Here is a 24581-nt window from a genome sequence, read left to right as displayed (position 1 = left end):
CTCCGCCCGCCCGGCGCGACAGGTGCGGTGGCGGAACTCCCCTTCCCGGGGGCGGGACGAACGGAGGCGGGATGAGTGCGGGCACCGTCACGGGGACGCGGGCCGCGCTGACGGGACCGCACATCGCGCTGCTCGTGGGCGGCTTCCTCGTGAACACCGGCACGTTCGCGGTCTACCCGTACCTGGCGGTGCTGCTGCGGGAGCGCCTGGGCATCGGCATGGCGGCGGTCGGCGTCGTCCTCGGCGCGGCGACGCTGGCGCAGTTCGCGAGCGCGCCGTTCACCGCCGCGTTCGCCGAACGGGCCGGGCTGAAGCGGTCCCTCGTGCTCGCCACCTGCCTGTACCTCGCGGGCGCGGTGACCTACCTGGCGGCGGTGGGACGGCCGGTGCTGATGGTGCCCGCGCTGTTCCTGAGCTGTCTCGCCGGCGCGCTCTACTCCCCCGCCTACCGCGCCTACCTCGTGCACTCCGCGTCCGCCGCGCAGCGGCCGCGCCTGGTGTCGGCGGGCAGCGCGGCGGGCAACCTGGGCATCGCGTGCGGCCCGGTGGCCGGGGCGCTGTTCCGCGACGCCCCGGGGACGCTGTTCGCGCTCACCACCGGGCTGTACGCCGCGCTCGCGGTGGGGCACCTGCTGCTGCGCCCCGAACGGCCGGGTGCGGACGGGGCGCCCGTCGAACCGTTCCGGCGGGTGCTGCGCGGGCTGGCGCGGGTGCCGTTCGCGGTGACCGTGCTCACCCACTACCTGTACATGCAGTTCTACCAGTACCTCGCGCTGTTCACGGAAGGGCGGCTGGCCACGGCCGTCTTCGGCGTGATCATGATGGGGTACTCGCTGGGGCTCGCCGTGCTCCAGCCGCTGCTGGCCGGGTGGGTCGGCCGGGCGCGGCACACGGTGGCGATGGCGGCCGGCTTCTCCTGCATGGCCGCCGGGACGGCCGCGTGCGCCACCGGGCACGCGGCCGGTGTGGCGGCCGGTGCCCTGGCGATGAGCGCGGGGACGGCCGTGCTGTTCCTGAAGAACGACCTGGCGGCGCTCGCGCTGTCGCGGCGGTCGGCGGCGGTGACGTTCGGACAGCAGCGCCTCGCCGTCGGGGTGGGGGCGATGCTGAGCGGCGTGGCCGGTGGCGCGGTGTACGGGGCGTTCGAACGGGCGGGCGCGCTCCCGGGGTTCTGGCTGGCCGTCGCCGCGCAGTGCCTCGTCCTGCCGCCGCTGGTGCTCGCGGCGCTGCGCGGCCGGGGCGGTCAGGAGGGCGGGGGCGGCGCGGGCTTCTCGTAGACGGTCACGTACATGCCCTCCGCGCGGAACGGCTCGCGCCGCCAGCCGCCCCACCGGTCGCGGCGCTCCAGACCCGCCAGGCGGGCCATCAGGTCCAGTTCGCTCGGCCACGCGTAGCGCATGAACGCCGGTGCCAGGCGGAAGCCCTCGGCGCTGATCAGCACGTGCTGCCCCTCGAAGCGCTGCTCCACGGGGTCGTGCCGGACGGCGATGAGCCGTACGTGGCCGAGGCCGACCTGAAGCGCCTCCACGGCCTGGTTCCTGCCGTACCGCGCGACGTCGGGCATCGGGCACTCCAGCACGAACCGGCCGCCGGGCACCAGCCGTTCGGCGGCGTTGGCGAAGCAGCGGACCTGCTCCTCCTGCGTCATCAGGAAGAAGAAGGTCGAGAAGACGACGAAGACCATGGCGAACCGGTCGCCGCTGTCGGGGGCGACGTCCGCCATGTCGCCGATGGTGACCGGTATCTCCTCGCCACCCGGCTTGGCGCGCATCCGCGCCACCATCGCCTCGGACGCGTCGATGCCGTGCAGGTCCACGCCGCGCGCGGCCAGCGGGAGCGTCACCCTGCCGGTACCGACGGCGAGTTCGAGGACGGGGCCCGGCGGCCCGTCGGCGATCAGGTCCGCGAGGAAGTCAACGGCCTCGGTCGGGTCGTGCGTGTGCCACTCGTCGTAGACGTCGGCGTTCAGCTCGCCGTAGGTCTCCGGTCCGTGGTCTTCCATGGGCGTCCCTCCCGGTGGCGGCGTGCCGTGCGGCGGCACACTCCACTGGTCGGGCGGGGCGGCGGCGGAGTTCCCGGCACCGCCCGTGCCGGTCAGTCGGCCGGGCCGTCGGAGGATGCGTGAGGGGCGATCAGCGCGAGCCCTGTCTCGGGATCGACGCGTTTGCGCAGGTGGGTGGGGGTCTCGGTGACGATGACCTCCATCGTCGGGAAGACGACGGCCCGCAGCAGGTGGCCGCCGATGGCCGAGGAGTCCCGGCGCCCGAGCACGATGTGGGCGTGCAGCGCGGGCCGGTCGTCCTGGAGGGCGATGTCGCCGAGCAGGGAGAGCACCTCCATCTGCTCGGTGAACGAGGTGGCGCGGTAGTCGGCGGCCTCCGGGTCGAACCAGCCGAGCGTCGCCTCGCGGCAGGCCCCGACGGCGGTGAGGCCCGCGCCGGTGACGCGCTCGGCGCGGGCGAACGCGGAGATCTCCGCGAACGCCTCGTCGCCCTCGGCCAGGACGAGCAGGTACGTCCGCAGCCCGTTCGCCTCGAAGATCTTCCTGGTCTGCATCCGGTCCTCGCCTCCGCGGCCCTGGTCGTCCCCGCCACGGTAGGACGGCCCCCGGCGGCGCGCACGGCGGGCGCCGCCGGGCGGGCGTGCCCGCCCGGCTCCGGCCCGTCAGTCCCCGGCGGGGGCGCGCAGCGGCAGGTCCGCGCCCTCGGTGATGAACACCGGTATGCGCTCGAACGGCGCGGCGGCCGTCGGTGTCGTGCCGCCCGCGTGCGTCTCGCCCGTCCACGCGTCGGTCCACGTGCGGCCCAGCGGCAGCCGCACCGTGCGCTCCGTCACGCCCGGCTCGGTGACGGGGGCGACGAGGATGTCGGGGCCGAACATGAACTGGTCCTCCACCTCCCACGCCGCCGGGTCGTCGGGGAAGTCGACGAACAGCGGGCGCATCGGCGGGACGCCCTCGGCGGCGGCCACCCGCATCTGTTCCTGGATGTACGGCCGCAGCCGCTCGCGCAGGCGGAGCTGCTCGGCGATGACGCCGTACGCCCGCTCGCCGTACGACCACACCTCGTTGGGGCCGCCGGTCTGCGTGTGGCCGGTGGGGGTGCGCGGCTCGCGGTCGCCGTGCAGGCGGAACAGCGGGCAGAACACGCCGTACTGGAACCAGCGGACCATCAGCTCCTGGTACGCCGGGTCGCTCGCGTCGCCGCCGTGGAAGCCGCCGATGTCGGTGGTCCACCACGGGATGCCGGAGACGGCGACGTTGAGCCCCGCCCGGACCTGGACGGCGAGGGACTCCCAGGTCGCGGGGATGTCGCCGGACCAGACGGCCGCCCCGTACCGCTGCGAACCGGCCCATGCCGAGCGGCTGAGCAGCACGGTCGGCGCGCGCCCCGCGGCGGCCATGCCCTCGGCGAACAGGCGGGCGTTCTCGCGCGGGTAGATGTTGGCGACCTCGGCGCCGGGACCGGCGTGGAGGACGAGGTTGCCCGGGTGGGAAGGGGCGAGTTCGGGCTCGGAGGCGTCGAGCCAGAAGACGTCGATGCCGTGCTCCAGGTAGTTGCGGCGGACCAGGTCCCAGACGAACGCGCGGGTGTCCGGGTTCGTCGGGTCGTAGAACGCGACGGGCATCGGCGTCGCCATGCCCTTGTCCTGGATCATCTGGTGCACCTCGACGCCCTGGTCGGTGCCGGTGAGCAGCCCCCGGTCGCGGTACTCGGCGAAGTGCCGCGACAGCGGGGAGACGGTCGGCCATATGGAGACCATCAGCTTGACGCCCAGCTCGGCCAGTTCGTCCGCCATCGCGCGCGGGTCGGGCCACTCGGCGGGGTCGAACGCGTAGTCGCCCATCGCCGTCCAGTGGAAGTAGTCGGCGACGATCACCGACATCGGCAGGCCGCGCCGCCTGTGCTCGCGGGCGACGCCGAGCAGTTCCTCCTGATCGAGGTAGCGCAGCTTGCACTGCCAGAACCCGCTGGCCCACTCGGGCAGTTCGGGGCTGTGGCCGGTGGCGTCCGCGTACCGGCCCAGGATGCCGCGCGGCGTGTCCGCGGCCGTCACCCAGTAGTCGATCTCGCGGGCCTGCCCGGCGTGCCAGCGGGTGGCGTCCGCGCCGAACTCGACGCGCCCGACGGCCGGGACGTTCCACAGGAAGCCGTAGCCCCTGCTGGAGAGGACGAACGGGATGTTGACCTCGGCGTTGCGCTGCACCAGGTCGAGCCCGAGGCCCTTGACGTCGAGCCGCCCGTGCGTGCGCTGGCCGAGGCCGTACAGCCGCTCGCCGTCGTACGCGGCGAACTGCGCGGTGATCCCGTACGCGCCGGAGCGGTTGCCCTGGTAGGAGCGGGCGCCCGGGGCCCAGAAGTGCTGGCGGCTCTCGGCGAGCAGCGTCTCGCCGGTCGCGGTCCTGCTGAACGTGAGCAGCGGCTCCGGGTAGGCGGCCGACGTGTCGTGCTCGACGGTGACGGTCAGGCCGCCGTTGACGAGCGTGGCGCGGTGCGCCTCCGCGGTGATCACGGGCGACCCGCCGGGCGGCGGGGCGTCGTCCAGGGCGCCGTGGCTCTCGGCGGGTATCCGGTACTGCGCGGCCCTGACCCGGACGCTGTCGGCCCCCCAGGCGGCGATGCGCAGGACCTCGTGCCGGTGCCTGACTTCAAGGACGCCGTCGGTGGTACGGAAGGTGACCACGGAACTTTCTCCGAACGTGTGCGTGGTGGAACGGGCGGTACGGCCTCGTACCGCCTGGCGGGGTGGAAAAGGTGACGATTCGTCAGTTCTTGACGGCCCCGGCGGTGACGCCCGCCGCGACGTAGCGCTGCGCGACGACCAGGAGCACGGCGGCCGGGATGGACGCGACCACGGCGGTGGCCATGATGGAGTTCCACTCCTGGTTGTTGTTGCCGATGTACCGGTAGATGCCGAGCGTGATGGGCCGGCTGTCGCCGCCGCCGTCGAGCGTGCTGGCGAAGATGAAGTCCGACCACGCCCACAGGAAGGCGAACAGCGAGACCGTCACCATCGCGTTCCTGCTGACTGGCAGGATCACCGAGCGGAACGTCCGCCAGGGCCCGGCGCCGTCGATCTTCGCGGCCGAGATCAGCTCCTGCGGGATGCCCGCCATGAACGCGGTGAAGATCAGCACGCCGAACGGGACGGCGATCGTGGAGTCCGCGACGATCAGGCCCCACCAGGTGTTCAGAATGCCCAGGTTGAGGAAGATCCCGTAGAAGCCCATCGCCATGATGATGCCGGGGATCATCTGCGCGATCAGCAGCAGGAAGCTGAGCAGGCCGCCGCCGCGCGGGCGGAGCTTGGCCAGCGCGTACCCCGCCGGGGCGGCGATCAGCAGGGTCAGCGCGACGGTGCCGAAGCCGATGAGCAGGCTGGTGCGCAGGTACGGCAGCTGGTCGTCGAGGACCGCCGTGTAGCCGTCGAAGGTGGGGTGCAGCGGGAACCAGTCGGGCGGGTCCTTCCGCATGTCCCGTGACGGGGTCAGCGAGACGTTGACCATCCAGTAGACCGGGAAGAGCATGACCGCCGTCAGGACGAGGCCGACCGCGGTCCGCCAGGAGGAGCGCCGTGTCGTGTTCACCATTCCTCCTGGCGCTTCTGCACGCGGATGTAGACCAGTCCGAAGACCAGCGCGATGACGATGAGCAGGTTGCCGACCGCGGCACCCGGGCCGAAGTGCGGGAGCAGCGAGCCGAAGCCCAGCTCGTAGGACCAGGTCGAGAGGGTCGTGGACGAGGTGCCGGGGCCGCCCCGCGTCATGATCCAGATGATGTCGAACACCTTGAGCGTGTAGACGAGCCCGAGCAGCACGGTGATCGCCGACACCGGGCGCAGCAGCGGGAACGTGATGCGCCGGAACTGCTGCCAGGCGGACGCGCCGTCGAGCGACGCGGCCTCGTACAGCTCGTGCGGGATGTTCTGGAGGCCGCTGTGGAGCAGCACGAGGTTGAACGGGACGCCGATCCAGATGTTCGCGACGATCACCGCGACCAGCGACCAGTGCGGCGACGTCAGCCAGTTGACCTGGCCGATGCCGAACGCCTCCAGGGCGGCGTTGACGACGCCCGACTCGCTGTTCATCATCCAGGACCACACGGACCCGGACACGATCAGCGGCAGCAGCCACGGGACGAGGAACAGCGCCCGCAGTGTCCCCGCGAGGCGGAAGTTCTTCTGGAAGAACACCGCGAGCGCCAGCCCGATGCCGTACTGGAAGACCAGGGACGCCAGGGTGAAGACGAGGGTGTTGCGCAGCGCCGGGCCGAGCGTGGGGCTGTCGAGCACCTCCGCGAAGTTGTCCCAGCCGACGAACGGGGCGTCACCCCGGACGAAGGACGCGACGGTGTAGTCCTTGAAGCTCAGCTCGATGTTGCGGTAGAGCGGGTAGGCGTAGAACGTCACCAGGTAGATCACCAGCGGTGCCAGGAAGCACCAGGCGACCACGCCCGTCGCCGTGGGGCCGCGGCGCTGTCGCCCGTTCCCCCGCCTGTCTCGCCACCTTCCGGTGGCCGGTACGGCTGTCATGGGTCTTTCCTCGCTGTCGTGCGCCGTCGTGCGCTGTCCGGCCCGCGGTGTCAGGGCGCGTCTTTCGGGTCTTGTCGGGTCAGGCCGCGTTGTCGGATGCGGTGCATCGCAAGGCGGAGCATCGCAGCTCGTACTCGGTCGTACTCGCGCGATGCGACAACGCAGCGAGGGGCCGTAGCCGGCAGCGCGGCCCCGGCAAGACCCGGAAGACGCGCCCTAGTCGCCGGTACCGGACGCGGCGGCCTGCTGGGCGGCTTCGAGAGCGTCCCGCGGGCTCTGGCTGCCGGAGAGCGCGTTCTGCACGGCGGTCCACAGCTGCTCGGATATCACCGGGTAGTCGGTGCCCAGGTCGGTGGTGCGGCCGCGGGCGGCGCCGACCGCCTCGACCCAGGGGGCGAGGGCCGGGTTGTCCTCGACCTGCCGGGCGCGCAGGTCCTCGATCGGCGCGATGTAGGAGAGCGCCGTGTCGGTCTCCAGCAGGTTGTCGGGGTTCACCAGGCAGTCGATGATCGCGGCGGTCGTCTCGTACCGGCCGTCGTCGCCCTGGACCGGGGCGGTGACGAACTCGCCGCCGGTCGCGCCGGGGGCGGGGCCGCCGGCGGCGGACGGGATGGTGAGGACGCCGTAGTCGATGCCGGACGCCTCGGCGGCGGCGAGCTGCCAGGTGCCGTTCTGGGCGAACGCGTACTCGCCGGTCTCGAACTCCTGCCAGCTGACCTGCTGGCTGTTGCTGATGACGGAGTTGGGCGCGTAGCCGGCGTCGAGCCAGCCCTTCCACAGCTCCAGCGCGGAGACGGCCTCGGGCGACGCGATGTCGTGCAGGTCGGCCCCGGCGCCCCACAACCACGGGAGGAACTGGAAGGAGCCCTCCTCGGTACCGATGCCCGCGAAGGTGATGCCCTTGTGCCCGGCCGCCGTGACCTGCTCCAGCGCGTCCGTGAGGGACGCCCAGTCGGTGACCGAGGCGGGGTCGACACCGGCGTCGGCGAGGACGTCGGCGTTGTAGTACAGGGCGGTGGTGTTGGCGCCGATCGGCACGCCGTAGGACGCGCCGTCGGTCCGGCCGGGCGCGAGCAGGTTCTCCGCGAAGGCGGAGGTGTCCAGGCCGAGGTCGTCGGTGCTCGTCAGCAGACCCGCCTCGGCGAGGGTGGAGACGACCGGGTTGTCCAGCACGATGATGTCGGGCGAGTTGCCCTGCTGGCCGGCGAGCAGGGCCTGGGTGGTGAGGTCGGACGTGTCGTAGCCGGTGCGGTCGATCGTGACGCCCGTCTCTTCGGCGCAGTGCCGGACCTGCTGCCCCCACGCGCTGTCCTCGTCCCACTGCGGGTAGGGGTCCCAGAACGTGAAGGTGCCGGACGCGGAGTCCGAGCCGCCGCCCGAGCCGGAGTCGGAGCAGGCGGTGACGCCCGCGAGCACGCCGATGGCGATGGCGGTCGCCCCGGCGGAGCGGAAGGTGAGGTGTCGTCTCATGACGGGTGTCTCCGAACGTTCGTGGTGCCAGTGGTGTGTGTCGAACCGGTTCGACGGCCAGGGAAGGACCGGCGGCTCCTCCGGTGCGGTGGGATCGTGCGGCGTTGGGGGCGCGGGGGTCAGACGCGTGCGGTGCTGGCCCGGTCGGTGAGGTGCGGGGCGGCGAGGTGGACCCCGTACGGGCCCGCCCGTTCGCCGTCCTCCATGCGCTTGACGAGCCGGTGGATCGCCAGGCGGCCCAGCTCGGCGGGCGAGGTGTCCACGGCCGTGTACGGCAGGGAGAACGCCCGGCCGAACGCCCGCGAGTAGAGGCTGACGACGGAGAGCCGCTCCGGCACGGACACGCCGTGCTCGTGCAGCGTCATCGGCAGGGGTGCGGCCGAACCGTCGTTGTGGACGACCAGCGCGGTCGCGTCCGGGTGCGCGTCCAGCACGGCGCGCAGGGCGCGTCCGCTGGAGGGCTGCTCGTTCTCGCCGTAGTGGGTGTGGATCTCGACGCCGAGCCGCGCGGCGTGCTCGACGGCCGCGTCCCGGAAGCGCCAGCTGTAGGAGACGCCCCGGTCGAAGACCTCCTGCGCGGGGGTGATCAGCGTGATCCGGCGGTGGCCGAGCCCGTGGAGGTGGTCGAGCAGGACGCGCGCGGCGGCGGCGAAGTCGAGGTCGAACACGTCGAGTCCCGCCGGGTCGTTCGGCAGGCCGACGAGGACGCCGGGTTTCCCCGAGGCGCGCAGCGGTTCGAGGCGGGGGTCGTCGTGCGTGACGTCGAGGAGGACGACGCCGTCGACCATGCCGGTCTTGGTGACGCGCCGCAGCGCCTCGGGGCCGTCCACGTCCGTGACCATCAGGATGTCGTAGCCCAGTTCGCGGGCGGTGTCCGTGATGGGCAGCAGGTACTGGAGCACGGCGGGGGCGAACTCGTCCTCGTGGAAGTGCAGCATCAGCCCGATGACCTTGGTCCTGGACGTCGCGAGCGCCTGCGCCCCGGCGTTGGGGGTGAAGCCGAGGGTGGTGATCGCGTGCTCGATGCGGCGGCGGGTCTCGTCGGAGATGGCGCGCTTGCCGGAGAGTGCGTACGACACGGTGCTGCGGGAGACACCCGCCGCCCGTGCCACGTCCCCGATGGTCGCCATCTGTGTGCCCTCGCTCGTCGTCGAACGTTCGTCGAACCGGTTCGACGGAACCTAGCACCGCCTCCCCGGAAGCACAACACCCTTGCGCCGGCTTGTGCCGACGGGCCGGAGGCGGACGGCCCCGGCGCGGCGAACCGGTCCCGTCATCCCTCTTGACCGCCCTCCCGCCGGGCCCTTAACTCTCTCATCGAACCGATTCGCGAACCGGTTCGACAGCGCCGCCTGCCCGTGAGCCGCCGGGCAGGACGGCCGGCGCGCCGCCGCGTACGCCCGGCGGTCACGCGCCCACGATGGCGGCCCGACTCGTGCGTCCCCGCCGCAGCGCCGGGGCGCCGCCGGAAGGGATGACGTCTTGCCGCGAACACCAGCGAGAAAGCGACGACTCCGTGCCACCACCACCCTGCTCACCCTGCTGTCCACCGCGCTGGCCGTCGCCGTGAGCGGCCCCGGCACCGCGCAGGCCGCGGCACCGCGGTCCGTCACCGTCGACTTCGCCGCGTCGCGCGGACCGGCCGAGGGTGTGGGCTCCGGCTTCCTGTACGGGCTGACCGAGGACGGCGCCGGCCCGGACGACAGCCTGCTCGCGCCGCTCGCGCCCCGCTCGGCGCGCGGCGGCGGCGCCCGGCTCGGCGGCGGCGGCTGGGCCGGGGACGGCTACACGGCCGGGTCCGGCTACCAGCGGCGCGCCGAGTCGGCGCTCGACCAGGCGCGGCGGCTGAGCACGCCGCCGTACGACGCGACGTACGACCTGCTCGTCAGCGACGTGTGGGGCGCCGACACGACCCAGGCCGCGAACACCGTCTACCCGTGCACGGACGGGGACTGCGCGAACTGGGAGCAGTTCGTCGAACGCCTCGCCCACGACGTGGAGGCCTCGGGGCTCGACGTGCGCTTCGACATCTGGAACGAGCCGGCGGGCGCGTTCTTCCCGCCGGGCTTCAACACCGAGCAGTACTACCGAATGTGGGACAGCGCGGTGCGGACGCTGCGCCGCGTCGTGCCGGACGCGGAGATCGTCGGCCCGTCCCTGTGGGACTTCAGCCCGAACAACATCGCGCCGTTCCTCGACCACACGAAGGCGGCGGGCACGCTGCCGACCATCCTCAACTGGCACTTCAGCAACGACCCGGTCGCCGACGCGCAGGCGGCCCGCGGCCTGCTGTCCGAGCGCGGCATCACGGGCGTCGGGCTGACGATGAACGAGTACATCCACGCGCACGAGCAGCACGCCGGGTTCTCCGCCTGGTACCTGGCCCGCATCGCCAGGTCGGGCATCGACTCGGCGTCGCACGCGATCTGGGACGAGTGCTGCGCGGCCGGTCTGCTCGACGGCCTGCTGACGCGCGGCGGCGACGGCGCGCTGCGGCCGACCGGCCGGTGGTGGGTGTACCGGTCGTACGCCGAGCTGACGGGTGACCTGGTGCGGGCGGACGGTTCCGGCACCACGGACGCGGTGGCCGCCGTGGACCCGGCGCACCACCGGGCCGCTGTGCTGATCGGCGACTCGGGCGGTGACGTCCCCGCGGTGGACCTGACGCTCGACGGCCTGTCGGCGACCGGCGTTCCGGGTGCCCTCCAGGTGACGGTGCAGCGCATCCCCGACGCGTCGCCGCTCGGCCAGCCGGAGACGGTCTCCTCGCAGACGCTGCCCGCCGGGACGAACTCGGCGCAGCTGTCGATCGCCGGGCAGGACGCGCAGGACGCGTTCTTCGTGACGGTGACGCCCGCCGGTCAGCAGGCGACGGTGGACGCGGCGGTGACCTCGCCGGGAAACGCCGCTGACTTCGCGTACGGCGCGGGCTGGGGCCGTACGAACGGCGTGCCGGACATGTACCAGTCCACGGCCAACTGGAGCTACACGCCCGGCTCGACGGCCGTCGTCCGCTTCACCGGGACGCGGCTGGCGCTGCACGCCGTCCGCGACCGGGACCAGGGCCGGATGCGCGTCAGCGTGGACGGGTCGGCGCCGGTGCTGATCGACAACTACGCGCCGTCGCGGCAGGCTTCGTCGTCCGTCTGGACGAGTCCGGTGCTGCCGCGCGGCCCGCACACGGTCGTCGTGACGGTGGCCCAGGGCACGAACCCCGCCAGCTCGGGCGGCAACATCGCGCTGGACAGCGTGGTGGTGACCCGCTGACCCACCGGCGCCCCGCAGCCGATCCCGCTGCGGGGCGCCGCTCCTCACCCGGCGACCTGCCGCGCACGGTCATAGGTGTCCCGCGCCGTCCCGTTCCCCAGATAAGGCCGCAACAGGCCTTTCATGCGCGCGACTTGCTCGTCCACCCGGCCGGAATGGACGGTCGGGTAATCGTCGAGTGCGCGGTTCCACGACGCGCACGCCCATTCGAGACTGCCCATTTCGAGTTGGCGCTCGGCGAGCATCGCACGGAAGCGCACGGCCGATCCTCTGCTGTCGCTCGGAAGACGCAGCCGGAAGTGCGCCCGCAGCGAGTCCACGCTGCCGGCCACGTCCCCGAGCCCGTAGCGCACCTGCGCCACGTGACAGGCCAGGGTCGCCGGGTCGTAGCCCCCGAAGGTGTTCGACTGGCTCTCCGCCTTCTCCAGGGCGGCCTCGGTGACCCGGATGCTCCGCATCGCACTGTGCCGGTCTCCCGCGACGGCGTAGGAATGTGCCTGCTGTCCCGCCAGGAAGGCACGCATCCGTGGACCGGCGTGGGGCGACGCGGCCGCTGCCGCGTCGGCGAGCCGGGTGGCGGTCACGCCGTGGCCGAGACCCACGGCCTGCACCGACACGCCGCGGAGGATGTGGCAGTACGTCATGTGATCGCCGCCGGCGCCCGCGAGTTCGAGCCCTTTGACGTACTAGCGCTGCGCCAGTCCGTGCAGGGCCTCGTCCACGGCCATCCAGCCGGTCATGTAGCAGAGCAGGGACGCTGCCGACAGCATGGACTTGCGCACGCCTTCCGGCGCGTCCGTACGGGAGATCGCCAAGCGGGCGGGCGTCAGCCACGCCGGACTGCTCCACTACTTCCCCGGCCGCGAGGCCCTGCTCGCGGCCGTGCTGGGACGCCGGGACGAGCGGGACGCCGCACGGTTCGGCCCCGGGGACGCCTCGCCGACGGCCCTGGTGGAGCGGTTCCTCGACCTGGCGGGCCACAACGCGCGGAACCCGGGGATCATCGAGCTGTACGTGCGCCTGTCGGCCGAGGCGTTCGCGCCTGACCATCCCGCGCACGGGTACTTCACGCGGCACTACGCCGACGTACGCCGCTTCGCGCACTCGGCGCTGCTGGGACTTGAGCGGCAGGGGCTGCTGCGCCGGGGGATCGACGCGTGGGCGGCGGCGGTCAGTGTCGTGGCGCTGATGGACGGGCTCCAGGTGCAGTGGCTGACCAGTCCCGCGGAGGTGGACATGGTCGGTTCGCTGCGGTTCTTCGCCGGGCAGTTGATGGTGGCGCCGACGGAGTAGCGGGCGGTGGTCAGCGCAGCACCCGCAGCAGGACGAGGGCCACGGCCGCCGTGGCGACCTCCCCGGCGGCCAGGCCGGTCCACACGCCGGTGGGGCCGGTGGGGCCGAGCGCGGCGACCAGCGGCGCCTTGATCAGCAGCAGGGTGCCGATCGACAGGACGTACGCGGGCCGGGGGCGGCCGAGCGCCTGGAAGTACGCGGCGGCGAGGGGCGCGATCCCGGCGACCGCGAGGCCCGCCGCGATGATCCGCAGGGCGTCACCCGCCTCGGCGGCGGTGGCGGGGTCGTTGAGGAACAGTCCCACGAGCGGGTCGGCGAGCAGCGCGAACACGGCGGCGGTGGTCAGCCCGTACAGGAGCGAGCCGCGCAGGGCGAGGGCGCGGGTGCGGGCGACACGGGCGGTGAGGCCGCTGCCCGCGTTGAAGCCGACGATGGGCTGCATGCCCTGGCCGATGCCGGTGTGGGGCATCATCGCGAACGTCTGGAGGCGGGCGCAGACGGCGTACGCGGCGAGGGCGGCGGCGCCGGACGCGGCCAGCGTCGCGTTGACGAGGACGGCGAGCAGCGTGACGCCCGTACCGGCCAGGAAGGACGGCAGGCCGACGCCGGCCAGGGCGCGGAGCGTGGGGCCGTGCGGGAGCAGCGCCCGCGCGGGGACGCGGTAGGGACGGTCGCGCTGGAGGAAGAAGAACCACAGGGTCATGGCGACGGACACGGCCTGCCCGCCGACCGTGCCCAGCGCGGCGCCCCGCACGCCCATGCCGAGGCCGAAGATCAGCAGCGGGTCGAGGAGGATCTGCACGGCCACCGCGACGACCCACACCATCATCGAGTAGCCCATGCGTCCTTCGGCGCGCACGAGGCTGGAGAAGCCGGTGGACACCAGCGCGCCGCACAGCAGGATGGACGCGTAGTCGCGGGCGTCGTCGCGCAGCGGGCCCTGCGCGCCGAGGAGTGTCAGCAGCGGGTCGAGGAAGAGCAGGCCGAGGAGGGTCGTGGTGGCGGCGGTGGTCCAGAAGAGGGTGAACGCGTTGCCCGCCGCGCGGGCGGCGGCCCGGTGGTCGCCCGCGCCGAGGGCGCGGGAGACGAGGGAGGCGCCGCCCGCGCCGACCGTGGTGGACACGGCGCCGAGCAGCAGGAGCAGCGGTGCGGCCAGGTTGACGGCCGCCATGGCGGTGTCGCCGGCGCCGCGGCCGACGAACCAGGCGTTCGTCAGCGCGTAGACGCCGTAGACGCCGACGGCGGCGGTGGTCTGGAGGCAGTTGCGCCACAGCAGTTGGCCGACCGGCCGGGTGCCGAGGCGTGCGGCGTGGTCGGCGGGGGCGGGGGTGAGCGTCCTCACGGGCGGGCGCGGCCGAGCAGCTCCATCGCCTCGGTCAGCCGCTCGCGCGCCCAGTCGTACTGCGTGCTGTCGGTGTGGCCCCGGTAGACGGTCTCGATGACCATGATCAGGGCGAGGTGCAGGCAGTAGAGGCGGCGGCGCACGGTCTCGGTCTCCGTCAGCGTGCCGTGCCCGTAGCCGCGCATGAAGGCGGTGGAGTCGCCGAACGCGCCGAGTTGCGTGGCGGTGAAGCCCGCCTCGATCAGCGGGTCACCGTAGAAGGCCCGTTCGTGGTCGATCACGCACGCCATCCGGCCGTCGCGGATCAGCACGTTGCTGTCCCACAGGTCCCACTCGACGAGGCGCGGCTCGGTCACCTCGTCCAGGCTGTCCGCGTGCTCGGCGAGGACGGCGCGCACGGTGTCGGGGTCCCGGCCGAGGTCCACGGCGCGGCGTTCGCCGTCGCGCAGCACGGTCTCCACCATGCCGGTGAACACCTGCCGCCAGCTGGGGTCGCCGGGGCCGGCGAGCGGGCCGAACGCGTCGCCCTTGATGCCGTTCAGCGCGCGGTTGGCGGCGCCGACCTGCTCCATGTACGCGGCGCGCTCCGCCTCGGGCAGGCTGTCGCCGACGACGCCGAGGTTGTCGCCCTGGACGAACGGCATGAAGAACCAGTCGGCGTCGCACAGTTCGCGGCTGGTGTCGGCGAAGTGCACGGCGGGGACGGGGACGTCCGTGTGCTTGCGGATGAGGTCGAGCGTGGCCAGCTCGATGCGCATGGCGCCGCGTTCGTACGTCATCACCTCGACGCCGGGCGGTGGGGCGATCTTGAGGACGACGTCCTCGCCGTCGCGCAGCCGTATGCGGTAGGCGACGTTGAACCAGCCGTGGCCCAGCTCCTCGGCCCAGCCCTCGCCGTCCGGGACGCGGGCGGGCCCGTAGGCGCGCTCGGCCATCGCCCGCAGCGCCTCCGGCGTCTGCCGGTTCTTCGTGATGCTCTCCACGCCCTGCCCCTCTTCCCGACTCGCCCCGAGCGAGTTTCTACCAGGCGGCCGAAATCGGGGCCATACCCCCGGTCGCGGTGGCGGTCACGCGATCACCTGGGCCAGGTCGTCGTCGGAGACGGTGTAGGGAGCGGCGACGACCTCGACCCAGGCCCGTCGCGCCTCGGCGTCCAGAGAGTCCCAGTCGGGGTGACGCCGCACGAACTCCCGTACGAACGACAGCCGTTCCTCGTGGCCGCCCAGCCGGTAGAGGCCGAGCCAGCGCTGCGCCGTCCCCGCACGGCCCGCGGCGCGGTGCGCGTCGGCCACGGCCGCCAGCAGCCGGCGGACGGCGTGGGCGTACGGCGGGCTGCCCGCGTACGGCTCCGCGTCGCCACCGCCGTCGAACTTGAACAGGACGGCCGCCCGGAGCAACGCCTCGGCGGCGACCGGCGTATCGAAGGAGACGGTCGTCATCAGAACGGATTCCTTCCGGCGAAGAGGGGGACGGCTCAGTCATCGGGCTGCCCGCCTTGCCGGAAGCGGGCGGCCTCCGGCCTCCTCCGGACCATCATGCGGTCTGCCCGCACGCGTCGTGGTCCACGTCGGCCTGCCCCCGAACGGGTGATGCGGCGATGCAGGAGGCGCGTACCGTGGCGGGTGTGACAGAAGGGGACGGGAGAGGTGTGAGGGCCGAGCCGGGCCGCGGGGTGATACGCGCGCGGGTCGCGGTGGCGGCGCTGTTCTTCGGGAACGGCTTCGTGTTCGCGAACGTCGTGCCCCGCTATCCCGAGATCAAGGCCGGGCTCGACCTGTCCAACGCCCAGCTCGGCACCGCCATCGCCGCCATGCCGCTGGGCGCGATCATCGTCGGCCTGCTGGCCAGTCCCCTGATCAAACGGTTCGGCTCCGCGCGGACGTCGACGATCGCGCTCGCCCTGATGGGCGTGAACGTCGTCTTCATCGGCACGGCGCCCGGCTTCGGGCTGCTGTGCGGCGCGCTGTTCGTCGCGGGCAGCCTCGACGCGGTCACCGACGTCGCGATGAACGCGCACGGCCTGCGCGTGCAGCGGCGCTACGGGCGCTCGATCCTCAACTCGTTCCACGGCGTGTGGAGCATCGGCGCCGTCCTCGGCGGCTTCGCGGGCGCGGGCGCGGCGCAGGCGGGCCTGTCGCTGACGGCGCACCTCGTGGTGACGGGCGCGCTCACGGCGGCGGCCGCGCTGGTCGCGCTGCGGTACCTGCTGCCAGGCCCCGAGGACGCCGAACGGGCCGAGGGCGCCGGCGGGGAGGCGGAACGGGACGGGCGCGGCGCACGGCGGCCCGTGCTGCGCGTCGCCGGGTTCCTCGCGCTGCTCGGCCTGGTGAGCGCCGCCGCCGCGTCCGTCGAGGACGCGGGCGCGTCGTGGGGCTCGCTGTACCTGCGGGACGAGCTGGGGGCCAACGCGTTCGTCGGCGGCCTGGCGTTCGCCTCGCTCCAGGGCGCGCAGACGGTCGGCCGCCTGCTGGGCGACCGCGTCGTGCGGCGGCTCGGCGACCGGCTGACGGCGCGGCTCGGCGGCGCGCTGGTGCTGGCGGGCATGGGCGCGGCACTGCTGTGGCCCTCGGTGCCCGGCACGGTCGCGGGCTTCGGACTGGCCGGTCTCGGCATCGCGACGGTGATCCCGGCGGCATTCCACGCGGCGGACGAACTGCCGGGCCTGTGGCCGGGGGCGGGCATCACGGTGACGGCGTTCCTGCTGCGCATCGGTTTCCTGCTGCCGCCGCCGCTGGTCGGCCTGGTCGCGGACGCGGAGTCGATCCGGCTCGGGCTGGTCGCGGTGCCGCTGGCGGGCCTGGTGATCCTGCTGACGGCGGGGGTCCTGGAAGGCCGGGCGGCGTCCGCCGCGCCGAGGTGACATACGACCGACACGGATGGACGGGTGCCGTCAATGTTCGGCTGCCAGCATGGCTGGGTGAGCGGCGGCGTCCATGGCCGCCGTGCCCTGGACCGTGACCGGCCGCCGTTTCCGGTGCCGCTCTCCGACGACGCGGCGCGGTCCTCACCCGACCACCGAGACCCGAGGTGACGCATGTCCGTCGTCCTGTCCCTCTCCGGCAGCCCCTCCCCCACCTCCCGTACGGCCCGCCTGCTCCGCCACCTGGACGCGCGGCTCGCGCTCCAGGGCCACGACGTCATACCGCTCGACGTGCGGTCGCTGCCGCCCGAGGCGCTGACCGGCGCGGACGTGCGGCATCCGGCGATCGTGGAGGTGGCGCGGCTGATCGAGCGGGTGGACGGCCTGGTGATCGGCACGCCCGTCTACAAGGCGGCGTACTCCGGGCTGCTCAAGTCGCTGCTCGACCTGCTGCCGCAGTACGCGTTCGCGGGGAAGACCGTCCTGCCGCTGGCGACGGGCGGGACGGTCGCGCACGTGCTGGCGATCGACTACGCGCTGCGGCCCGTTCTGTCGTCGATGGGTGCCTCGCATGTGACGCCCGGCTGGTTCGTGCTGGACCGCGACATCGTCGTGGGCGCGGACGGCGCGGTGGCCGTGGAGGCGGGCGCGGCGGGGCCGCTTGAGGAGATCGTGGACGGTTTCTCGGCGCAGCTGCACGCGGGGTTCCAGCGCGCGGCGGCCTGAGGTCTGACCCGACGGCGCCGCCCGCCGTCCCCGTCAGCAGGGTGACGGGGACGGCGGGCGGCGCTCCGCGCGTCCTAGCGAGCGGTGGCGGGTTCCGGCAGCTGGGGCGACGGGGGGCTGAACGAGCTGCGCGGGCGTGGCAGTCCGTAGTGCTCGCGCAAGGTGGTCCCCGTGTACGCGGTGCGGAACAGGCCGCGCCGCCGCAGGATCGGCACGACCTCGTCGGCGAACACGTCGAAGCCGCCGGTCAGCCAGGGCGGCATGATGTTGAAGCCGTCGGCCGCCCCGTTCTCGAACCACTCCTGCACGCGGTCGGCGATCTGCTCCGGCGTGCCCCACACCACCTGGTGGCCGCGCGCGCCCGCCAGGCGGTGCAGCAGCTGCCGGACGGTGGGCCGTTCGCGGTCGATGATGTCGAGGATCACCTGGAAGCGGCTGCCGGCGCCGCGTTCCCCGCCGGTGTCGATCAGCTCGCGCGGCAGGCGTTCGTCGAGCCGGTCGGCGGTCAGCCGCAGGCCGAGCATCCGCTCCAGCAGGTCGAGCGAGTAGGCGGGCTGCGTCAGCTCGTTGAACTCGTCGTGCAGCGCCCGCGCCTCGGCCTCCGTGGAGCCGATGAACGGGCTGATGCCGGGCAGGATCAGCAGGCCGTCCGGGTCGCGGCCGAGGGCGGCGGCGCGGCGTTTGAGGTCGGCGTAGAACTCCTGCGCCGACGCGAGCGTCTGGTGGGCGGTGAACACGGCCTCGGCGTGCCGCGCGGCGAACGCGCGCCCGTCGTCCGACGACCCCGCCTGCACGTACACCGGCCTGCCCTGCGGTGTGCGGGGCGTGTTGAGCGGTCCGCGTACGCGCAGGTACGGCCCTTCGTGGTCGATGGGGTGGATGCGGTCGGTGTCGGCGAAGACGCCGGAGGCCTGGTCGGCGACCAGCGCCTCGTCCTCCCAGCTGTCCCACAGGCGCGTCACGACGTCGAGGAACTCGTGGGCGCGCGCGTACCGTTCGGCGTGCGGCGGGTGCTCCTCCAGGCCGAAGTTGCGGGCGGCCTGGGGCGCGCCGGTGGTGACGATGTTCCACCCGGCGCGGCCCTTGCTGAGGTGGTCGAGCGACGCGAAGAGCCGGGCGAGGTTGTACGGCTCCAGGTAGGTGGTGGAGGCGGTGGCGATCAGGCCGATGCGGGAGGTCGCGGCGGCGAGCGCGGACAGCCAGGTGAAGGGTTCGAGGCGGAAACGGCTGGCGTAGCGGACGTTGTCGGGCAGGGAGGGGCCGTCGGCGAGGAAGACGCCGTCGAACGTCGCGGCCTCGGCGCGGCGGGCGAGGTCCTGGTAGTAGCCGATGTCGAGGAGCCGGGCCGGGTCCGAGCCGTGGTGGCGCCAGGCCGCCTCGTGGTGGCCGCCCGGGTAGATGAAGAGATTCAGGTGCAGTTGGCGGGCGGGGGTGGTCATGCGGGGCCTCCCGGGGCGGCGGTGGCTGGCTGTTCGTCGGTGACGCCGAGCAACGTCAGCAGGCGGGCGCGCAGTCCGGTGTACGCGGGGCTGCCGGGCGAGCGCGGGGCGGGCAGTTCGACGGGCAGGTCGGCGGCGATGCGGCCCTCCTCCAGCACGAGCACGCGGTCGGCGAGCGCGATCGCCTCGTCCACGTCGTGTGTGACGAGGAGGACGGCGGGCTGGTGCAGGTCCCACAGGCGGCGCAGCAGGGTGTGCATGCGCATGCGGGTGAGCGCGTCGAGGGCGCCGAACGGCTCGTCGGCCAGCAGGAGTTGCGGGTCGCGGACGAGAGACCTGGCCAGGGCGACGCGCTGCTGTTCGCCGCCGGACAGCTCGGTGGGCCAGGCGCGTTCGCGTCCGGCGAGGCCCACCTCGGCGAGCGCCGTCCTGCCGCGCGCGGCGGCGTCGGGCGCGGTCAGGCCGAGCGTCACGTTGTCCAGCACGCGTTTCCACGGCAGGAGGCGGGCGTCCTGGAAGACGACGGAGATGTCCTCGGGCGCGGACAGCGTCCCGGCGGCGCCGGTGCCGTGGTCGATGCCGGCGAGGGCGCGCAGCAGCGTGCTCTTGCCGGAGCCGCTGCGGCCGACGAGGGCGGCGAACTCGCCGGGCGCCAGCGTCAGGTCGAGCCCGTCGAGCACGCGCCGCCCGCCGTACGTGCGCGTGAGCGCCTCGGCCCGGACGGCCGGGCCGCGCCGGGTGCCGGTCAGTCCGCCAGGGTGCGGCGCCATGTCAGGGCCCTCCTCTGCACGAGCCGGACGAGGCCGTCCGAGACGAGGCCGAGCAGCCCGTAGACGACCAGGCCGACGACGATGACGTCCGTCTGTCCGTAGGTGCGCGCCAGTTCCATCATGTAGCCGATGCCACTGGTCGCGTTGACCTGCTCGACGACGACGAGGGACAGCCACGCGGTGGTGACGGCGAAGCGCAGCCCGAGCAGGAAGCCGGGCAGCGCGCCGGGCAGGACGACGTGCCGCAGGAACGCGGCGCGGCCCAGCCGTACGGTCTCGGCCAGCTCGACGTAGCGGGTGTCGATGGTGCGCAGGCCGTTGTGCGTGTGGATGTAGACGGGCACGAGGACGCCCAGTGTGATCGTGATGATCTTCATCGACTCGCCGATGCCGAACCAGAGGATCAGCAGCGGGATCAGCGCGAGCGACGGGATGGACCGCTTGATCTGCACGGGCCCGTCGATGACGCCCTCGCCGAGGCGGCTGAGGCCGGATACGACCGCGAGGACGAGTCCGGCGGCGATGCCGATGGCGAGTCCGGCGAGTGCGCGCCTGGCGGAGGCCCACAGGTGCTCCTGGAGACGGCCCTCCCCGATCAGGCCGGCGGCGGTGCGCACCACGTCCCAGGGCGCGGAGAGGTTGCGCGGGTCGATCCAGCCCGTGGCGGAGCCGATCGACCAGACGGCGAGGAGGAGGACGGGGCCGATGGCCCAGCCGAACGGGATGGGCCGTCCGGGGCCGAGGCGGCGCGCGCGGCGCAGGGGTGGCGGCGGCGCGGTGGCCTCGGCGGGCGTGGGGGCGGCGGCGCGCGGGGCGTCGGTGGTCGTCACGGCGTGTCACCGCCTTCGCCGTCCGCCAGGGCCGCCTGTGCCGCGTCGGCCGCGACGCTCTCGAAGCGGCGGTCGAAGAGGGACGCGGCGTCGAAGGGCTCGTTGCCGAGTTCGGCGGCGAGCAGGTCGACGGTCTGCTGCTGGCGTTCGATGGCGCCCGACCAGTCGGCGGGGATGTCGGGGATGCCGCTCTGCTCGACGAGGTAGGCGCCGTCCTCCTCGGTCAGGCCCTGGTCCTCGACGTAGTACCCGGCGATCCACTCCTCGGGGTGCTCCTCCACCCAGACGAGGGCGCGCGCCCACAGCTCGACGAACTCCCGTACGGCGGCGGCCTTCTGGGGGTCGGACACGGCGGAGACGGGCACCCACAGGTGCGACGGGTCGTCGCGCAGGCCGTGTGCGATGACGGTGCCGCCCGCCGCGCCGTACTGCTCGGCGTAGCGGCGGATGTTGACGCCGCCGATGGGGGCGACGTCCACCTGTCCGCTGCCGAGGGCGGTGGGGTAGACGTCGCCGGTGCTGGGCAGTTCGACCAGCTCGACGTCGTCCCTGGTGAGCCCGGCGGCGTCGAGGACGCGGAGGATCAGCGCGCCCTGGGCCTGTCCGGGGCTGAAGGCGATGCGCCTGCCGCGCAGGTCCTCCAGCGTCGCGACGTCCGCGCCCGGCGCGATGCCGAGCTGGTAGATGGGGTGCGCCGTGGGGTCCTGGCGGAACGCGGCGGCGACAAGGCGGGTCTCCAGGCCCGTCCAGTGCGCGTGGATCGACGGGATCTCGGCGGCCGAGCAGATGTCGAGCGCGTCGGCGCGGAACGCCTCGGAGCACTGCGGCCCGCCGCTGAGGTTGGCCCACTCGACGCGGAACGGTATCTCGTCGATGAGGCCGGACAGTTCGAGGGCCACCTGTATCTCGGGCGTGCCGATGGTCAGGGTGGTGTCGGGGTCGACGGCCTCCGGGATCCCGGCGGCGGCGAGTTCGGCGTTGTCCGTGGGGCTGTCCTGGTCGGCGCAGGCGGTGAGCAGCAGGGGCAGGAGGAACGCGGCGCCGAGGAGGCGTCTGTACCGGGTCATGGGCATTCCTGGGACGTCGGGAGCGGGGACGGGAAGTCCGGGAAAAAGGCGCGGCACGGCGTGCCGGAATGGCGCAGTGGGAAAGCGCGGAAAAGAAGCCGCGCGTACGGACAGGGTCCGGCGCGGTGGTTATCGATTCACCATCGGGGAAATGCGTGGGTCAGCGACAGAGCGCGACGGCGCCCGGCACGGCGGTTTCCGTGCGGCGCGGGAAAGGGAATGGCGTGGCCCGCATGCACCGAACGTAGCGAACACGCGGACGAGCGGTCAACGGCGGCCGCACGCCCCCCGACACGGACGGAAGCGCGCCCGTAACGCGGCTTCACGAGCCGTCATCAGGCCCGGCGGCGCGGCGCAGGTGGGAACGGTCCGCGCCCTTTCGGAGAACGCGCCGTTAATTCCTCGGTGCGCACCTTGCGCCGCGTGAATTCGGCGGCGTTCTCCGTCAGGCGGGGACGAGGCGCTTCTCCAGCAGCGTGACCGCGTACGGGCTGCCGCCGAGGCCGCCGTCCTTCGCGGCCTGCTCGCCCACGACCCGGTATCCGGCGGCGAGGTAGTACGCGCGCAGCCGCTCGTTGCCGGCGAGGCAGTCGAGGCGGCACAGTTCGCGGCCCGCCTCCGCGATCCGCCGCTCGGCCTCGGCGAGCAGCTGCCGGCCGGTGCCGGGCGGCGCGGCGCTGCGGTCGGTCATCAGGCGGTGCACGTACCCGGCGACGGGCGGCTGCGGCCCCCAGGCGGCCGGGTCGTCCCACCACAGCTCCCAGGCGCCGACGGGCGGACCGCCGGGCGCGGCGGAGGCGAGCCAGACCTCGCCGTCCGTGAGGGGCCGCCTGAAGTGGTCCTCGCCGAGCTGGCCGGGCCGCCACTGGTCGATGCCGTGGGCGAGCTGCCGGCGGGCGGCGTCGTCCCGCAGCCGTACGAGCGCCGGCAGGTCGGCCGTACCGGCGCGCCGGAAGACGGGCGGGGCGGGGGCGAGGAGCCGTTCGCGCAGGGCGTGCACCAGGTCGCCGCCGACGCCGAGCACTGTCTCCGCGTAGGCGCCCACCGAACCGTACTTCCGCGTCAGTCCGTCCAGGAACAGCCGCATCACCTCGGCCGGCGCCCGCCCGTAGCCGGGCCAGCCGGGGCTTCGGCCGCCGTGCGCCGCGCGCCAGTCGGCGAGCAGGCGGTCCCTGGCGAGGCCGGTCAGGGCGAAGTCCGCGACGATGTCGTCGTCGGGGACGCCGAGCAGCGCCAGCACGAGGGCGGCGAGCAGCCCGGTGCGGTCCTTGCCCGACATGCAGTGGATCACCACGGGCCCCGCGCCGGGGTCGGCGATCACCTCCAGGGCCCGGCGCAGTTCGGCCGCGCCGTCGTGCGCCACCTCGCCGTACCGTTCGACGAGGTAGGGGGCGGGATCGACATCGGGGCCGAGGCCCGGCTGGTCGTAGGGCCGGTGCTCGACGCTCAGGTGGTGCCAGGCCAGGGACGGGTGGTCGGGGACGCGGCCCGCGCCCTCGATCTCCCAGCCGTACCGGAGGTCGATCACCGTGCGCACGCCCAGGTCGAGGAACCGCTCCCAGTCCTCGCCCGCCAGCTTCCCGAGCGAGTCGGACCGGTAGAACCGCCCCCACCGGACCGTCCGGCCGTCCGCCGCCGGATACCCGCCCGTGTCACGGAAGTTGTGTACCCGGTCGAACGGTATGTGTCTGCCCATGCCGGGACCCTACGCGCGGCCCGCAGACGGATGGCCTGCGGGCCGCCGGTGGGGTCAGTCGTAGGGCTGGAAGGTCATGAACGCCTCGGCCGGGTTCCCGTCGTGCACGAGGGACTCCTGCGCCGTGACGTCGTCGAAGGCGAACGCGTACGCCCTGCCGTCCTCCATCTGCCCGTGGATGAGGCGGGCGTAGTGGTTGGTCACCGGGTCCTGGTAGAAGGAGCCGGGGTCGGCGTCGGGCTGCTGCGCGTTGGTGAGCAGTGTGGTGCGGTTGAAGCCCGCGCACAGCGTGCGCGAGATGGGGCCGCGCACCTGGTCGTTCGGCGCGTCGAGGAACTTGTGGCAGCCGAAGACGCTGTCGGAGTCCGGCTTCTGGAAGCTGGTGACGACGGCGCCCGAACTGTTCGTGAAGTTCATGACGTTGCCGGAGACACGCCCGAAGTACTGGGTGTTCGGCTCGTGGGCGAACGGCGTGACCGTCAGCGTGTGGGAACTGTAGTGACTCCACACGCGGTTGATGTAGTCGTCCATCACGTTGGCGGGCACGCCGCCGACGCCGATGCCGTGGCCGGGCGAGAGGGCGCGCAGCGGGGTGCCGCCCGGCCCGTTCACGATGAGGCCGCCCCAGCCGGCGGCGCGCAGGCCGTCGAACACGGCGCCGTAGCCGCCGGGCCTGAGCGTCCCCGTCGTCCGCACCGCGCCGTCACCGCCGCGCACACCGACCGAGTAGGGGGACGAGAACATGTCCACCTGCGTGCTGTTGATCCACAGGCCCGCGTCGTTGAGCGTGTACTCGGACCAGTTGAACAGCACGTCGCTGTTGGGATCGGACGGGTTCTGCACCGCGGGCTGCACGAGCCCGCCGGTCGTCAGGAAGAACTCCAGCTTCTGCCCGACGGAGAAGTACACGCGCCCGGAGAACTTGGGCAGTTGGATCGTCAGCGACTGCCCGGGTGCCGGGCCCTGGATCGAGGCGTCCGGCGCGGGAGTGGGCGGACTGCCCCCGGCGGGCCAGGCGTGGAACGCGCCGGAGGCGTCGGCCCAGCCCTGCTGGCCGCTGCTGAGCTGGGTGCCGAGGTTGTAGAGGTACACGGGCTCGCTGCGGCCCGAGTCGTTCGTGATGGTGAGCGGGATCGTGTCGGGCACGGCCTGCGCGGCGGGCGCGGGCCCCAGGACGGTCAGCCCGGTCGCGGCGGCCACCGCCGCGACCAGCGCCGCCAGTCGTCTCGGTACACGGAACACCGTTGTCCTCCTCTGCGGCTGAGAGCGCTCTCACCGTCCCGACCCGCC

Annotated in this window: 21 protein-coding genes and 1 pseudogene; 5 read left to right on the top strand and 17 right to left on the bottom strand. The window is 73.3% G+C overall.

What is annotated here, in order from left to right:
* The first annotated feature begins 71 nt into the window (after positions 1-71).
* A complete protein-coding gene (locus ACL02R_RS17595) occupies positions 72-1277 on the top strand; it encodes an MFS transporter (protein WP_412797869.1) in 1206 nt (401 codons plus the stop codon).
* On the opposite strand, the gene ACL02R_RS17590 is transcribed toward ACL02R_RS17595, so the two are convergent.
* From ACL02R_RS17590 to ACL02R_RS17560, 7 genes are all read right to left on the bottom strand, one after another.
* Entirely contained in the window at positions 1244-2002 is a 759-nt protein-coding gene (locus tag ACL02R_RS17590; protein ID WP_412797868.1) for a class I SAM-dependent DNA methyltransferase, read from the bottom strand. The genes ACL02R_RS17595 and ACL02R_RS17590 overlap by 34 nt on opposite strands.
* Before the next feature lie 92 nt (positions 2003-2094).
* Positions 2095-2556 (bottom strand): PPC domain-containing DNA-binding protein, encoded by a 462-nt coding sequence (locus tag ACL02R_RS17585; protein WP_412797867.1) that lies wholly within the window; start codon positions 2554-2556, stop codon positions 2095-2097.
* Positions 2557-2664: 108 nt separating this feature from the next.
* Positions 2665-4683 (bottom strand): TIM-barrel domain-containing protein, encoded by a 2019-nt coding sequence (locus ACL02R_RS17580; RefSeq protein WP_412797866.1) that lies wholly within the window; start codon positions 4681-4683, stop codon positions 2665-2667.
* Between the two features lie 82 nt (positions 4684-4765).
* Positions 4766-5590 carry a carbohydrate ABC transporter permease gene (locus ACL02R_RS17575; protein WP_412797865.1) on the bottom strand — a complete coding sequence of 275 codons (825 nt, stop codon included), beginning with the start codon at positions 5588-5590 and terminating at the stop codon, positions 4766-4768.
* Positions 5584-6531, bottom strand: coding sequence for a carbohydrate ABC transporter permease (locus ACL02R_RS17570; protein ID WP_412797864.1), 948 nt, complete (start codon positions 6529-6531; stop codon positions 5584-5586). The genes ACL02R_RS17575 and ACL02R_RS17570 overlap by 7 nt, the downstream gene beginning before the upstream one ends.
* A 216-nt stretch (positions 6532-6747) precedes the next feature.
* Entirely contained in the window at positions 6748-8001 is a 1254-nt protein-coding gene (locus ACL02R_RS17565; RefSeq protein WP_412797863.1) for an extracellular solute-binding protein, read from the bottom strand.
* A gap of 119 nt (positions 8002-8120) precedes the next feature.
* On the bottom strand, positions 8121-9131 hold the full coding sequence (locus ACL02R_RS17560) for a LacI family DNA-binding transcriptional regulator (protein WP_412797862.1): 1011 nt from the start codon (positions 9129-9131) through the stop codon (positions 8121-8123).
* A gap of 352 nt (positions 9132-9483) precedes the next feature.
* Between ACL02R_RS17560 and ACL02R_RS17555 the strand changes: the two genes are divergently transcribed.
* Positions 9484-11268 carry a beta-xylosidase gene (locus ACL02R_RS17555; protein WP_412797861.1) on the top strand — a complete coding sequence of 595 codons (1785 nt, stop codon included), beginning with the start codon at positions 9484-9486 and terminating at the stop codon, positions 11266-11268.
* A 44-nt stretch (positions 11269-11312) separates the two neighbouring features.
* Here the strand turns inward: ACL02R_RS17555 and ACL02R_RS17550 are convergent.
* Positions 11313-12071, bottom strand: a pseudogene (locus ACL02R_RS17550) (tetratricopeptide repeat protein); the annotation flags it as partial.
* Between ACL02R_RS17550 and ACL02R_RS17545 the strand changes: the two are divergent.
* Positions 12043-12561, top strand: a complete 519-nt coding sequence (locus ACL02R_RS17545; protein WP_412797860.1) for a TetR/AcrR family transcriptional regulator — start codon at positions 12043-12045, stop codon at positions 12559-12561. The pseudogene ACL02R_RS17550 and the gene ACL02R_RS17545 sit on opposite strands and share 29 nt — an antisense overlap.
* 10 nt (positions 12562-12571) lie before the next feature.
* Here the strand turns inward: ACL02R_RS17545 and ACL02R_RS17540 are convergent, their stop codons facing one another.
* From ACL02R_RS17540 to ACL02R_RS17530, 3 genes are all read right to left on the bottom strand, one after another.
* Entirely contained in the window at positions 12572-13903 is a 1332-nt protein-coding gene (locus ACL02R_RS17540; RefSeq protein ID WP_412797859.1) for an MATE family efflux transporter, read from the bottom strand.
* Positions 13900-14886, bottom strand: a complete 987-nt coding sequence (locus ACL02R_RS17535; protein WP_412797858.1) for a phosphotransferase family protein — start codon at positions 14884-14886, stop codon at positions 13900-13902. Before ACL02R_RS17535 ends, ACL02R_RS17540 begins: the two co-directional genes overlap by 4 nt.
* Positions 14887-14970: 84 nt before the next feature.
* Positions 14971-15342 carry a hypothetical protein gene (locus ACL02R_RS17530; RefSeq protein WP_412797857.1) on the bottom strand — a complete coding sequence of 124 codons (372 nt, stop codon included), beginning with the start codon at positions 15340-15342 and terminating at the stop codon, positions 14971-14973.
* Positions 15343-15551: 209 nt separating this feature from the next.
* Between ACL02R_RS17530 and ACL02R_RS17525 the strand changes: the two genes are divergently transcribed.
* Together ACL02R_RS17525 and ssuE are read left to right on the top strand one after the other, a co-directional pair.
* Positions 15552-16763, top strand: a complete 1212-nt coding sequence (locus ACL02R_RS17525; RefSeq protein ID WP_412797856.1) for an MFS transporter — start codon at positions 15552-15554, stop codon at positions 16761-16763.
* Between the two features lie 174 nt (positions 16764-16937).
* Positions 16938-17489, top strand: a complete 552-nt coding sequence (gene ssuE, locus ACL02R_RS17520; protein ID WP_362959091.1) for an NADPH-dependent FMN reductase — start codon at positions 16938-16940, stop codon at positions 17487-17489.
* Positions 17490-17563: 74 nt separating this feature from the next.
* Here ssuE and ACL02R_RS17515 read toward each other — a convergent pair whose 3' ends face one another.
* From ACL02R_RS17515 to ACL02R_RS17490, 6 genes are all read right to left on the bottom strand, one after another.
* Positions 17564-18928: an LLM class flavin-dependent oxidoreductase gene (locus ACL02R_RS17515; RefSeq protein WP_412797855.1), complete on the bottom strand. Its 1365-nt coding sequence runs from the start codon at positions 18926-18928 to the stop codon at positions 17564-17566.
* Positions 18925-19698: an ABC transporter ATP-binding protein gene (locus ACL02R_RS17510; RefSeq protein ID WP_412797854.1), complete on the bottom strand. Its 774-nt coding sequence runs from the start codon at positions 19696-19698 to the stop codon at positions 18925-18927. Before ACL02R_RS17510 ends, ACL02R_RS17515 begins: the two co-directional genes overlap by 4 nt.
* Positions 19674-20528 carry an ABC transporter permease gene (locus tag ACL02R_RS17505; protein WP_412797853.1) on the bottom strand — a complete coding sequence of 285 codons (855 nt, stop codon included), beginning with the start codon at positions 20526-20528 and terminating at the stop codon, positions 19674-19676. Before ACL02R_RS17505 ends, ACL02R_RS17510 begins: the two co-directional genes overlap by 25 nt.
* Entirely contained in the window at positions 20525-21595 is a 1071-nt protein-coding gene (locus ACL02R_RS17500) for an ABC transporter substrate-binding protein (RefSeq protein ID WP_412797852.1), read from the bottom strand. Before ACL02R_RS17500 ends, ACL02R_RS17505 begins: the two co-directional genes overlap by 4 nt.
* A 445-nt stretch (positions 21596-22040) precedes the next feature.
* On the bottom strand, positions 22041-23291 hold the full coding sequence (locus tag ACL02R_RS17495; RefSeq protein WP_412797851.1) for a tyrosine-protein phosphatase: 1251 nt from the start codon (positions 23289-23291) through the stop codon (positions 22041-22043).
* A gap of 54 nt (positions 23292-23345) precedes the next feature.
* Positions 23346-24533, bottom strand: a complete 1188-nt coding sequence (locus ACL02R_RS17490; protein WP_412797850.1) for a glycoside hydrolase family 64 protein — start codon at positions 24531-24533, stop codon at positions 23346-23348.
* Positions 24534-24581: the final 48 nt, after the last annotated feature.

It is taken from the genome of Streptomyces sp. MS19 (assembly GCF_047200595.1).
Lineage (GTDB): Bacteria > Actinomycetota > Actinomycetes > Streptomycetales > Streptomycetaceae > Streptomyces.
This window is presented reverse-complemented; position numbering and strand designations above follow the sequence as displayed.